Consider the following 13,017-nt stretch of genomic DNA (forward strand, 5'->3'; position numbering starts at 1 on the left):
GGGTGAACGCATGGACAAAACATGTCATTCAGATGAAAATAAAAAGTGGAGTGCATTAGATTCCTCAAATCCTCATCCATCTTTTAAAAATGCTAGCGTTTCAGAAGCAGCTGCGCAAGAAAGTAAAACGTATCAAATTTCTGAAGAATCTATTACAATTGTAGATTCAGCGGATGTAGAAGTTACTACTACAGATACAAAAGCTGCTTTATCTATTCAAGCAGCATTACAAGCAGCTATCGTGGTTATAATAAGTATTTCTATAGCAGATAGTGAAAAAGCTGACCGTGTAGCACAAGAATTGTTTCAAAAATCATCTATTAAACAAATTAATAAACAAGAAACTGTTATTAGAAATTCTAGAAATGTTACAGTTACGACTACGGATACAGACATAGCAGTAAATGTTCAAATTCTTCTCCAAATTTTATTAGCTTTACTAGTAAAATTAAATATTTTATAAAATGTTTAACTTGTTTTTATCTAGTGATTCTTACAGGTGAATATTCACTATTTTAATTATAGTACAGGCTATAAATATTTATCATAACTGGACTAATATTCAACATCACCAAAGTATGAATGTAAACAAACAATTTGATGGAAAATAAAGTTTGGTTATCTTATGAAAATGTAAAAGCCATTTCCTTTATTGGATTTGGCTTTTCAATTTTAAACAGTATGAATTTTAAAAGATTATATTAAGATAAAGAATTAAAATATAATGATACAAAATACTTATAAAATTATTCGTGTTTTAGAAAAATAATAAGAAAAAGGTGTTTAAAATAGAATCATTTTCATTAACAGTTCAAGTTTTGAAGAATAGTGCATACAATATAAAGTGTTTTCCTTTCTTCATTTAAGTTTTACGTATATAATTTAAAAGTACTATTTTTATTTTATTATTTTATATTTATAACAGAATAGAGGTTTAAAAATGGGTGTTAAAATCATTACGGATAGTGCGGCGGATTTACCAGTAGAATTGCTGCAAGCATATGATATTGATTTAATTCCACTCCGTGTATATGATGAAGCAGAAACAGAGTATTTAGATGGAGTAACATTAGAGTCAGTTACATTATTACAAAAAATGAGAGAAGGCGCTGTTTATAGAACGTCATTGCCTTCACTTGAAACGTTCCAAGAAAAATTTGTTTCTTATGCAAAAGAAGGTGATCCTTGTATATATTTAGCTTTTTCATCTGAACTGTCTGGTACATATCAATCATCAGTTGTCATTAAAGAGGAAGTAAAAGAAACATATGCTAACTTAGATTTAGAAATTATTGATACGAAATGTGCTTCGCTTGGTCAAGGTCTTGTCGTTTTAGAAGCTGCTAAAATGGCAAAAGACGGCGCATCAAAAGAAGATATTTTAAAGCGTGTTGATTTTCTAATGAGCCATATGGAACATATCTTCACTGTAGCTGACTTACAGTACTTAGTGAGAGGTGGACGTTTAAGTAAAGTCGCAGGATTTATCGGTGGTTTACTAAACATTAAACCGATCTTAAACGTGGAAGAAGGAAAACTTGTACCACTTGAAAAGGTACGAGGGAAAAAGAAAGTATTAAGCCGTATTGTTGATATTATGGAAGAACGTGGTAAAGACCTTAAAGGTCAAACAATCGGTATGACTCACGGTGACGATTTAGAAACAGCTGAAGCATTAAAATCATTAATTACGGAAAGATTTGGCTGTGAAGTATTTATCGTAAATACAATTGGTGCAGCAATCGGTGCACATACAGGACCTGGCGTTATAACGTTATTTTTCTTAAATGAAGTAGAGTAAAGGATTGATCTTTTGATCAATCCTTTTTTCTTTAATCTGTGATTACCGGTCGATATGGTATTGGTGAAGATAAAATCATCGAAGTTTTGACTGTTCCAAACGGAATAACGATATCAATTAATTCTTCTAATTCCTTCATAGAGTGAACTGCTACTTTTAAGTAATAGCTACTTTCACCTGTTACTCGGTGACATTCAAGTATTCTATGTTCTCCGTATATTTTTTCCTCAAATTTTTTACAAGGAATCTTTAAATTTTCAATTCTTAAAAATGCTTGAATTGATTTTCCAACTGCATCTAATGATATCCGTGCGGTATATTTCTCAATTATTCCAGTATCTTGTAATCTCTTTAGTCTTTCGGTAACACTAGGGCGGGTGAGGTGTAAGTGCTCAGTCATTTCTGTAATTGTCATTCTGGCATCTTCTTGCAGTAATAGGGTTATTTTCTTATCAATTTCATCCATGAATTATGCTCCTTTACAAATACGAAAGTGAAATTCTGAAATAAATACATAATGTAAAATCTAATGCCAGACTACATACAATTTTGAATATCAAATAGACTGACAACTTTCTATAATTAAAATATAAATGGAGGTGCATGTAATGTCTAATCATTTTAATGAAACAATTTCAATTAAAAGGGGAACTGCTTTATACGTTGGAGCGGTTCTAGGATCAGGAATTCTTATATTACCTGGTATGACAGCGAGTGTAGCAGAAGGGAATGCGATTGTTTCCTGGCTTGTTATGATAGCACTTAGTATTCCACTTGCGTTCACATTCGCTTTTTTATCGATTGAGCATCCAAGTACAGGTGGAATTGCTACTTTTTCAGAAAAAGCTTTTGGCAAAAATGTAGGTGCTATTATAGGTTGGTCTTTTTATATAGCAGGTAGTGTTGGGCAAATCGTTGTATCTTTGACTGGTGGCATGTATATAGTGAAGGTCTTTACGTTACCAGCATATTTTTCGTACGTTATAGCGCTGATTATTTTAAGTATTTCAATTGGTTTCAATTTATATGGGTTACAAATAAGTGGATTATTTCAAATATGTATAGGTGTATTAACTTTCATTATTTTAATCGTAACAATTATAAGTTCATTACCTTATATTGAAATGAAGCATATAAATGTACATATTTCTATGCAAAAAATAAACCCAATTTTAGAGGCATCATTATTAATTTTTTGGTCGTTTTTCGGTTGGGAAGCCATTACGAGTTTAGCGCCAGAATTTAAAACACCTAGAAAAAGAAATATTATTTTATCCACAGGATTTGCGATTGTTATTATTGGAGTTTTATATATTGGTATTGCATTATCAGTAATTGGAACGAAGTCTTATCATATAAACGCTGATAATACTACAGCTTTAGTGCTGGTAATCAAGCGAACTTTAGGTGACCAATTTGCATGGATAATTGGATTTTTAGCTTTTATCATTTGTTTAGGAACGACAAATGCATTTATAGCAAGTATGGGCCGTTTAGGTTATTCATTAGGGCAGGAAGAAGTTGCACCACGTTATTTGGCACATATTGATGAAAAAAGAGAAACGCCAACAAATGCAGTAAAAGTTGTAGGCTTTATCGCGATTATAGGTTTGTTAATAAGTTTCGTTTTACAAATCAGTATAGATAAAATTGTATTAATACCAAATTCATTAGGAATTATTACATATATAGTTGGTACTGCGGCCGGGATGAAATTAATAAAGAATAAGTTAGGGAAAATTTTTTCTATAGTGGCTTTTACATGTTGCATAGCGGTTTACCCTTTTATTGGGGGAGTAATACTTATTCCAGTGGCTGTATCATTCATATGCTTATGTTATGTAGGTTTCGGTAGCAGAAGAAAAGAGTATAAATAAGAATGTATTTATAGGAATTTAAATATTTGAAGATATCAAAATTTTGCCATTTCATATATAATTGTGTAGGAAGAAATATCTGTAACTATTTGTAAAAATAGGAGGCGGCTATAAAAATGCATGAAATTGCTAGATGGGATTTAAATCGCTTGTATTCAAATGAGGATATTCTATTTCCAATTTTGGAGTTGAAAGAGCAATATTTTGTAACAAAAGATGTAGAGGTTCTTTCAAAGCTTATACAAGCTATTGAAAAAGCAGAATACTATTTGTACTGTAGATCAGTTGAAGAAAGTGTACCACCTGACCTTACTAAATTGACCGTGAACGTGAAGGAACTAAAAAATGAATTACAGCAAGTAATAAAACATAATGAAGTGGAAACTTCAGATAATACTAAGTTAATAAAAGATGAGCTGAATGCGTGGGAAAATATGTACATACAATTACGGGATAGGATAGAAATAGAGCACAATAATAAACAATTATCTTTTGGACAAGCAAATACTATTGCAATGAATAGTGATAATGAAAAGGAAAGATTAGAGGTATTCGAGTTACTTACAAGTACTTTACATAAGGAAAAAGAAATCTTTGCTACTGTATTAAATCAAATAGGGAGATTGCGTAATGCAAAGAGTAATGAAATAGAAGATAGAGAGATTTTAACACAATCTTTTCATGCGAATGGCATTTCAGAAACTGTATTATTCCAAATGTGGAATGCGACAGAAGAAAACCTTGATAAATTAGTAAGTGCTTTAAACGTGTATAAGAAAGGAAAAGCTTCAATTACATGGCATGAACTTATGACGGTAAAGGAAAGTAATGAGATCATGATTCCTTTTTCAGTAGCAATACAAAACGTTTATGATGCATGTAAGAATATTGATGAAGAATTAGCAGAATTTGCACGTAATGCGATAGAAAGTGGTTGGGTAGATGCTGAACCGAGAGAGAATAAACCACCAGGTGGGTTTTGTGCTCCATTTTTCAGTGAGAAAGAATCGAGAATTTCCATTCGTTATGATGGGAGTATAGATAGTGTAAGAGTGCTCGCTCATGAATTAGGACATGCTTGGCACTTTTATAATATGAGTTTTGAACAATCTACGTCTTTTTTAGATGATTATTTGCCAATGAGTACGGCTGAATCAGCATCTATTTTCTTTGAAACGGTACTCGTAAATTATCTAATTGAAACAACGGATAGTAAAGATACGAAAAAGTCATTACTTAGCTGGAAAATAAGAAATAGTTTTAATTATGTAATGGCAATACGAGCATCGTATCAGTTTGAAAAAACATTTTATGAAAAATGTAAAGAGGGTCCTTTAAGTGCTGATGAAATTGAGAAATTATCTATAATTGCACAAAAAGAAGCTTATGGAAAAGCTTTAAGTGAATACCAGCCGTTTGTATGGATGAAATATATTCAATTTTATATAGCAGATGTTCCTTTTTACAATTATCCATACACATTTGGATATTTAGTAAGTTTTAGCTTATTAGAAATAGCTCAAGAAGGTAAAAGTACTTTTCATTCGAAATATAAAGAGTTCTTACGAGAAACAGGAAAGGCTCCAGTAGAGGAGCTTATGAAAAAACATTTTGAAATAGATATAAGAAATTATGAATTTTGGAATAAAGCTTTTATTCAAATTTCTAAAGACATTGATGAATATTTGCAGCTTATGTAAGGGGAGAGTACAGTGGATCAGCAGTTTATAAAAGGTATACCTTTTTCAACTTTAGAATATGCAAAAGCTATAAGTTTATTAAAAGGTTGGCTACATGAACAACAAGAGAAACCAAGGTTTGTAGTAACTGCAAATCCTGAAATTGTTATGTCTGCAAAGGAAAATACGGAAAAATCAAAGGAATTTAAAAAGATGTTACTATCTGCGGATTTAATAACAGCGGATGGGATTGGTGTCATAATTGGCTCGAAAATATTAAAAGGAAGTTTGAAAGAACGTGTTACTGGGGCGGATTTAACTCACGATTTAATAAAATATTGTAACGACAATGAATATCGTGTCTTTCTTTTTGGAGCTGCGCCAGAAAGTAATAACAAGGCATTAGAAAAATTAAATGAGCAGTTCCCAGGAGCACAATTTAAAGGACAGCATGGATTTGTAAATGGTGAAGAAATAGAGGAAATAAAAATGAAAATTAAGCAGTTCAAGCCGCATTTACTACTCGTAGGACTAGGTTCACCAAAACAAGAAGAGTTCATCTATGAAAACATACAAACATTAAACGTTCCGCTATCTATTGGTATCGGAGGCATGATTGATATAATATCTGGTACTGTAAAAAGAGCACCAAAAATAATGAGGGATACTGGAACTGAATGGCTGTATAGGTTACTCTCACAGCCGAAAAGATTAAAGAGACAACTTGTACTTCCGAAATTTTTATTATCGGTTATGTCTGAGCGGATTAAAGGGATTAATTAATAAAGGGGACTACATACATGAACAGAATCGGCATTATTGGAGCAATGCAAATTGAAATAGATTTACTTTTAGAAAAACTAGTTATACAAGAGGAACAGACAATAGCGGGAATGCCTTTTTATATTGGAGAATTCATGGGAACAGAAGTAATTATTACACGTTCTGGTGTAGGGAAAGTAAATGCAGCTGCATGCGCGCAAACATTAATTCATAAATTTGATGTAGACTCTATCATTAATACGGGCGTTGCTGGTGGATTACATTCAGATGTAAAAGTCGGCGATATAGTTATTTCAACGAATGTTACTCATCATGATGTAAGTAAAACTCAAATGAAAAACTTATTTCCGTTCCAAGAAGAATTTATTGCAAGTAAGGAATTGGTAGAGTTAGCACGTAAAGCTTGTATTAGTAGTAGTTTACAGATTGCAGTTCATGAAGGAAGAATTGTCAGCGGTGAATGTTTTGTTGAAGATTCAAAGTTAAAGGCGAAATTAATAGACGAATACGCACCTCATTGTACAGAAATGGAAGGGGCAGCAATTGGACATGTTGCCTATATAAATGATATACCGTTTCTCATTATAAGATGTATTTCTGACAGCGCAAATGATGAAGCTCAAATTTCTTATGATGACTTCGCGAAAACTGCTGCGAATTATTGCTCAGAAATTATTATTGAGATGCTTAAAAATATATCTGGTAAAACCATAGTCCAAAAGGAGAGATAGGAATGTTACAAGCATTAATTTTTGATATGGATGGTACGTTATTTCAAACAGATAAAATTTTAGAATTATCATTAGATGATACTTTTGATCACTTAAGATCATTACAATTATGGGATACAGTAACACCAATTGATAAATATAGAGAAATTATGGGTGTGCCGTTACCGAAAGTTTGGGAAGCTTTATTACCGGACCATTCTATTGAAATAAGAGAACAAACAGATGCATATTTTTTAGATAGACTTATTGAAAACATAAAAAGCGGAAAAGGCGCTTTATATCCAAATGTAAAAGAAATATTTACATATATAAAAGAAAATAATTGTTCCATTTACATTGCTAGTAATGGTTTGAAAGAATATTTACGAGCAATCGTAACTTATTATGCTTTAGACAAGTGGGTGATTGAAACGTTTAGTATTGAACAAATACAATCGCTAAATAAAGGTGACTTAGTTAAAAGTATTATGAACAAATATGATATAAAAGAGGCAGCGGTAGTTGGTGACCGGCTATCTGATATAAATGCAGCGAAAGACAACGGTTTACTTGCAATTGGGTGTAATTTTGATTTTGCGCAAGAAGATGAACTTGCTCACGCTGATATAGTAATAGATGATTTAATAGAGTTAAAGCGGATACTGCCTGCTGTACAAAGATAAAAAGTGTTTGCATTTTTTCCAAGTCCTATATGTCTTATTTTATGGAGGGAATATGATTAAAAATAATTTTAAAATTAGTAATATTCCTGCGGTTTTATGGGGAGATAAGAGTGATAAAATTTTTATTGCAGTACATGGAAATATGTCAAATAAGGAAGATACAATTATTCAAATATTAGCTGAAGAAGCCAAACAAAAAGGTTATCAAGTATTAAGCTTTGATTTACCTGAGCATGGAGAAAGAAAAGATGATAATACGCCTTGCAAAGTACAGATTTGTGTTAGTGAATTATCTATAATTATGAATTATGCAAAAGAACATTGGAAAGAAATAAACGTGTTTGCATGTAGTATGGGAGCGTATTTTAGCCTTTTAGCTTATCAAAATGATGTGGTAGAAAAGGCATTATTTTTATCACCAGTAGTTAATATGGAACGAATTATCGAAAATATGATGAAATGGTTTAATGTAACACCAGAGCTTTTGCAAAAAGAAATGACTATAGAGACACCTATTGGTCAAAAGTTATATTGGGATTATTTATGCTATGTAAAAGAACATCCTATTAATATATGGAATATAGATACATATATTATGTACGGAGCCAAGGATGAACTGTGCGAATTTGAAACTATTAACTATTTTACAAAAAAACATCGTTGTGAATTAGAAGTTATGGAGACGGGTGAACATTACTTTCATACTGAAGAACAGTTAAAGATATTTGAACAGTGGTTACACAAACATATCGATTAACAAATTACAATTTATTTTGAACCTGTTAGAGAAGAATGAGAAATATATAAACTTATAGTATATTTGAGAGAATTTATAAATGGTGAATGTATACACTTAAACAAACAGATGCTTTAGTTCAATAAGAATTAAAAAACTTTAAAGAGCCTTACGACACACTAGATTGTAACAAGGCTCTTATATTTTCATAATAAAATTAATCAACTGTATTATCGATTTACATATGAAGTGAAGTATATGCATACTATGAATTAAATAAAGTAATAAGCATAAAAATGCTCAGAATAAATGATTCTCGAGCATTTTTATGTATTTTCATACTTAGGGGGAATGGACTTGAAAGATATACATATTCAACAAATAGAAAATTTAATGGAATATGAATTCAGTCATCTCGTTCAAGAAAGTGAAGAAGAAGGTTTTAGTTTCCTTATAAGGCTAATAAATGAATATAAAAACAAAATAAATGTATTCAATAAAACTGGAGAATGTTTATATGGTGTTTTCCAAGGTGATATGTTAATTGGAGTTGGAGGTTTAAATAAAGATCCGTACATAAAAGACAATAGGATTGGGCGGTTAAGGAGATTTTATATTTTAAGGGATTATCGGCGTATAGGGTTAGGGAACTTATTATTAAACCAGCTATTATGTCATGCGAAAAAGTATTTTGAAGTGATTGTTTTACATACTGACACGAAGCAAGGGGATGTGTTTTATACTGCAAATGGATTTGTGAAAGGGGGATTATATAAGGGATCAAGTCACTACAAAGTATTATAGAGATTGCTATCCAAACAATAGCTACGGAAAGGTATTTTCGTTGATAAATCGATATATCTTAAAAAATCGCTGATATATATGAAGGTGCGACCCTTATATTAGAAACAACTTTTATAATTTCATTTACCAAATTGTTATTATAAAAAAGAGCACCTTAGCTTTTAAAATTTAGCTTATAAGGTGACTCCTTTTCAGTCAATCACGTTTTAACCTTCATTTGTTTCAATAATAATCCTGGTTTACCTTTTACATAATAAAAATGCGGATTATTTTCATCATCATAAAGCATAATATAAGGATTTTCTTTTAGTGGGAGTAGTATAAGTACTTCGTCTATTGTAGTGTGTAACCATTGATTAGTAATAGAAACCGGCTTAGATAAAGGGATTTTTATCATATAGCCATCTTTTGGAACGACATTTAAGTTTTTAAATGGACCAGTAATTGATTTAGCGTATTGAACTGCTTCTTTTTGGATTACTGGATCTAAAGATTGTTTTTGAATGACCATTTCTTTTTGACAATCAAATACTTCAATTTGTTGATTTGTATTTGCGAACGCATTTGTTGATAATAGAAATAGAAGAAGAGAAATGACCCCGATTTTTTTTATCATAGTACAACACCTCACCATTACTATCCCCTCAAAAGCTTTAAATATTTTTCTGTCACATTCATGTAACAAAGATGTTGTATGATACAATTGGTTTTTGTTTAAAAGCAATGGAGGAAAAAATATGAAAGTTTTAATTGCAGATGACGAACAAGATATGTTAAGGATTTTAAAAGCTTATTTTGAAAAAGAAGGCTTTGAAGTATTATTAGCGAAAGACGGAGAGGAAGCACTTCAAATATTTTATGATGAAAAAATTGATTTAGCTATTTTGGATTGGATGATGCCGAAACATAGTGGTATTACTGTCTGTCAGGAAATAAAAAAGAATTCAAGCGTAAAAGTATTAATGCTTACGGCGAAAAGTGAAAGTGAAGATGAATTAGCAGCGCTTCAAAGTGGGGCAGATGAGTACGTAAAAAAACCATTTCATCCAGGAGTACTAATTACACGAGCGAAAAAACTTATTCAGCATGATGATATTATTCAAGTACAAGATGTAAAGATAAATTTTGCCAAAAATAAAGTATATAAAAATGATATAGAGTTAGAAATTACAAAAACAGAGCTCGAATTAATAAAATGCTTTTTAAATCATAAAGGAACTATTTTAACTCGTAAAAAATTGTTAGACATTGTATGGGGATTTGACTATTTTGGAGAAGAGAGAACGGTTGATACACATGTAAGAAGGCTGCGTAAAAAAATTGGAGAAAATATTATTAAGACGCATCGTGGGCTGGGTTATAGTTTGGAGGAACAAAGTGAATAAACTTGGGAAAAAGCTATTTCTCAGCATTTCTTTAACCGTTATTCTTATATTTACAATTTCTTTATTATTAATTAACTTTCTCCTACCGAAATATAATATTTATAAAACACGTGAAAACTTAAATGAATTTACAACTCAAATACAAAATGCGCCAGTCAATGATTTAGAAGATGTTATTCATACAATTGAAAGTGAAAATAATGTTACAATTGCGTATACGCCAATTAATCAGTCAGAAGATGCTATGAACGACGCGTTACGCATGCAACTTACGAAAAAGAAAGTAACGTTAAATAAGCTTTGGATTACGAAAGACGAAGTTATGAAAGTGAAGACGGAAGGGCAATCGAATAAACTGTACGATCAAGGAAAGGTAAAAGCGAGTTTTTTTGCTAAATATATTGCGAAAGATGATACGATAATTTTAATTGGGACTTCTATTGCGAATTCAAATGAAATTATAAATACGTTAAATACATTTTACTTATATATCGTATGTTTCTCGCTTCTTCTTATTATTTTACTTGTGTGGATACTTTCAAAAATAATAACGACGCCACTGAAAGAGCTAAGTGATGTAGCTCAGGATATTTCACATTTGCAGTTTAAAAGAACGAAAGTGAAAACGAATGATGAAATAGGAGAGTTGGCCAATAGTATTAATATCATGAGTGAAAAACTACATGAAGCACATCAAGACTTAACTGATCGTAATGAACATTTAAAACGATTTATGGGTGATGTAACGCATGAATTAAAGACACCGATCGCATTAGTAAAAGCATACTCTATGGGGATTAAAGATGGATTAGATGATGGGACTTATGTAGATACAATTATTAAACAAACAGATCAAATATCAAACTTAATTGAAGAACTATTACGATTTTCTAAACTAGAAAGAGATATTTTACAAAAAGAAGAATTCCCCATTGAACCACTGGTCCAGAGTATATTAGATAAGCATCAGATTGAACTGGATTCGAAAGAAATTAACTTGCAAGTAAATTGTAATGCGGGCGATACAATCGTTTATGCAGATTTAAATAAAATGAGAATGGTGTTTCAAAATTTAATTTCTAATGCGATAAAATATACAGCAAATCAAAACATAATAATTACATTAGAAGATAGAAATAAAAGTATATATTTCCAAATAAAAAATGGCATTCCTACGGATAAAATTAAGGATATCGAGAAAATTTGGGAGCCTTTTTATGTACTAGAATCTTCTCGTAGTAAAGAAAAATCAGGTACAGGATTAGGTTTAGCGATAGTGAAAAGTATTTTAGAAAGGCATGGTTTTGAATATGGAGTTTCCTCTATAGATGGAGAAATTCAATTTTATATAAATGTGAAAAAGGACTAATGAAAATATTAGTCCTTTTTGCAGCTTTAGAGATTAGCGATATAGGATGAATCACCATAATTTTCAAAATTGATGTATTAAATGGAGAATTAGCAAATGTTCTACTTTCATTAAATTCACGTGAAGTTCACAGGAAAAAGTTATATTTACATAGTTATATTTGAATTTAATGAAGTGAGGTATTCAGATTTGAAAAGAAAGAAATTAGTAATTGGTAGCATTTTAATGGGTATGACGTTATCTTTATCTGCATGTGGTTCATCAGATAATATTGTAACGACAAAATCAGGAAGCATTTCAGAAAGTGATTTTAACAAAAAATTAAAAGAAAACTACGGTAAACAGAATTTATCTGAAATGGTAGTAGAAAAAGTATTAAATGATAAATATAAAGTTACGGATGAAGAGGTAACGAAACAACTAAAAGAATTAAAAGACAAGATGGGCGATAATTTTAATACATATATGGAATCCAATGGTGTGAAAAATGAAGATCAGTTGAAAGAGAAATTAAAGCTTACTTTTGCTTTTGAAAAAGCTATTAAAGCAACCGTAACGGAAAAAGATATTAAAGATCATTATAAGCCAAAGCTTCAAGTTAGTCATATTTTAGTAAAAGATGAAAAGACAGCAAAAGAAATTAAAGAAAAATTAAATAGTGGCGAAGATTTCGCGGCATTGGCTAAACAATATTCAGAGGATCCAGGTTCTAAAGAAAAAGGTGGGGAACTATCTGAATTTGGACCTGGTATGATGGTGAAAGAATTTGAGGATGCTGCGTATAAGTTAGAAGTTGGTCAATTGAGTGAACCTGTTAAATCTTCTTTCGGATATCATATTATTAAGCTAACGGATAAAAAAGAGCTTAAACCGTATGAGGAAGAGAAAGAGAATATTCGTAAAGAATTAGAACAGCAACGTATACAAGATCCTCAATTCCATCAACAAGTTACTAGAGATCTGCTTAAAAATGCAGATATAAAGGTATCTGATAAAGACTTGAAAGATACCTTTAAAGAGTTAGAAAAATAATAAATGGAATGTAAGGCAAGCGATAGAAATATCGGTTGTCTTTTTCTCTATTTATCCCGCTATTTGCCGGGCAGTAAGACCCCACCTCAAAATCCAGCGAAAACAAAGAAGTGGCCCTGCTGCTCGTAAACGCCCAATTGGTGAGGGCTGATTAAAGT

14 protein-coding genes are annotated in these 13,017 nt (G+C 31.2%); 12 read left to right on the forward strand and 2 right to left on the reverse strand.

The window, feature by feature from the left end; genetic code table 11:
- Window positions 1–10: 10 nt before the first annotated feature.
- A complete protein-coding gene (locus MKY38_RS08050) occupies window positions 11–463 on the forward strand; it encodes a spore coat protein (RefSeq protein ID WP_000361676.1) in 453 nt (150 codons plus the stop codon).
- A gap of 477 nt (window positions 464–940) precedes the next feature.
- A complete protein-coding gene (locus MKY38_RS08055) occupies window positions 941–1,801 on the forward strand; it encodes a DegV family protein (protein ID WP_341048638.1) in 861 nt (286 codons plus the stop codon).
- A 31-nt stretch (window positions 1,802–1,832) separates the two neighbouring features.
- Here the strand turns inward: MKY38_RS08055 and MKY38_RS08060 are convergent, their stop codons facing one another.
- Window positions 1,833–2,267: an Lrp/AsnC family transcriptional regulator gene (locus MKY38_RS08060; protein WP_000343328.1), complete on the reverse strand. Its 435-nt coding sequence runs from the start codon at window positions 2,265–2,267 to the stop codon at window positions 1,833–1,835.
- Between the two features lie 142 nt (window positions 2,268–2,409).
- Between MKY38_RS08060 and MKY38_RS08065 the strand changes: the two genes are divergently transcribed.
- The 7 genes from MKY38_RS08065 to MKY38_RS08095 all read left to right on the forward strand — a co-directional run bounded on the left by MKY38_RS08065 (window position 2,410) and on the right by MKY38_RS08095 (window position 9,073).
- Window positions 2,410–3,678: an APC family permease gene (locus tag MKY38_RS08065; RefSeq protein ID WP_000064917.1), complete on the forward strand. Its 1,269-nt coding sequence runs from the start codon at window positions 2,410–2,412 to the stop codon at window positions 3,676–3,678.
- 116 nt (window positions 3,679–3,794) lie between these two features.
- Window positions 3,795–5,378: a M3 family metallopeptidase gene (locus tag MKY38_RS08070; protein WP_341048640.1), complete on the forward strand. Its 1,584-nt coding sequence runs from the start codon at window positions 3,795–3,797 to the stop codon at window positions 5,376–5,378.
- A gap of 12 nt (window positions 5,379–5,390) precedes the next feature.
- Complete coding sequence (locus MKY38_RS08075) at window positions 5,391–6,140, forward strand: WecB/TagA/CpsF family glycosyltransferase (protein ID WP_000372654.1); 750 nt, start codon at window positions 5,391–5,393, stop codon at window positions 6,138–6,140.
- Between the two features lie 17 nt (window positions 6,141–6,157).
- A complete protein-coding gene (locus MKY38_RS08080; protein WP_001079723.1) occupies window positions 6,158–6,871 on the forward strand; it encodes a 5'-methylthioadenosine/adenosylhomocysteine nucleosidase in 714 nt (237 codons plus the stop codon).
- Window positions 6,872–6,873: 2 nt separating this feature from the next.
- Window positions 6,874–7,533, forward strand: a complete 660-nt coding sequence (locus tag MKY38_RS08085; protein ID WP_000938412.1) for an HAD hydrolase-like protein — start codon at window positions 6,874–6,876, stop codon at window positions 7,531–7,533.
- Window positions 7,534–7,585: 52 nt separating this feature from the next.
- A complete protein-coding gene (locus MKY38_RS08090) occupies window positions 7,586–8,290 on the forward strand; it encodes an alpha/beta hydrolase (RefSeq protein WP_000594617.1) in 705 nt (234 codons plus the stop codon).
- A 288-nt stretch (window positions 8,291–8,578) separates the two neighbouring features.
- Window positions 8,579–9,073 (forward strand): GNAT family N-acetyltransferase, encoded by a 495-nt coding sequence (locus tag MKY38_RS08095; protein ID WP_002005239.1) that lies wholly within the window; start codon window positions 8,579–8,581, stop codon window positions 9,071–9,073.
- Window positions 9,074–9,272: 199 nt separating this feature from the next.
- On the opposite strand, the gene MKY38_RS08100 is transcribed toward MKY38_RS08095, so the two are convergent.
- Window positions 9,273–9,689, reverse strand: a complete 417-nt coding sequence (locus tag MKY38_RS08100; RefSeq protein ID WP_000591774.1) for a hypothetical protein — start codon at window positions 9,687–9,689, stop codon at window positions 9,273–9,275.
- Between the two features lie 121 nt (window positions 9,690–9,810).
- On the opposite strand from MKY38_RS08100, the gene MKY38_RS08105 reads away from it, so the two are divergent.
- From MKY38_RS08105 to MKY38_RS08115, 3 genes are all read left to right on the forward strand, one after another.
- Entirely contained in the window at window positions 9,811–10,458 is a 648-nt protein-coding gene (locus tag MKY38_RS08105) for a response regulator transcription factor (RefSeq protein ID WP_000865979.1), read from the forward strand.
- Window positions 10,451–11,827: a sensor histidine kinase gene (locus MKY38_RS08110; RefSeq protein WP_001037258.1), complete on the forward strand. Its 1,377-nt coding sequence runs from the start codon at window positions 10,451–10,453 to the stop codon at window positions 11,825–11,827. Before MKY38_RS08105 ends, MKY38_RS08110 begins: the two co-directional genes overlap by 8 nt.
- A gap of 189 nt (window positions 11,828–12,016) precedes the next feature.
- Window positions 12,017–12,859, forward strand: a complete 843-nt coding sequence (locus tag MKY38_RS08115) for a peptidylprolyl isomerase PrsA (RefSeq protein WP_001987511.1) — start codon at window positions 12,017–12,019, stop codon at window positions 12,857–12,859.
- Window positions 12,860–13,017: the final 158 nt, after the last annotated feature.

The sequence above is a fragment of the Bacillus sp. FSL R5-0585 genome (assembly GCF_038004545.1).
Taxonomy (GTDB): Bacteria; Bacillota; Bacilli; order Bacillales; family Bacillaceae_G; genus Bacillus_A; species Bacillus_A cereus.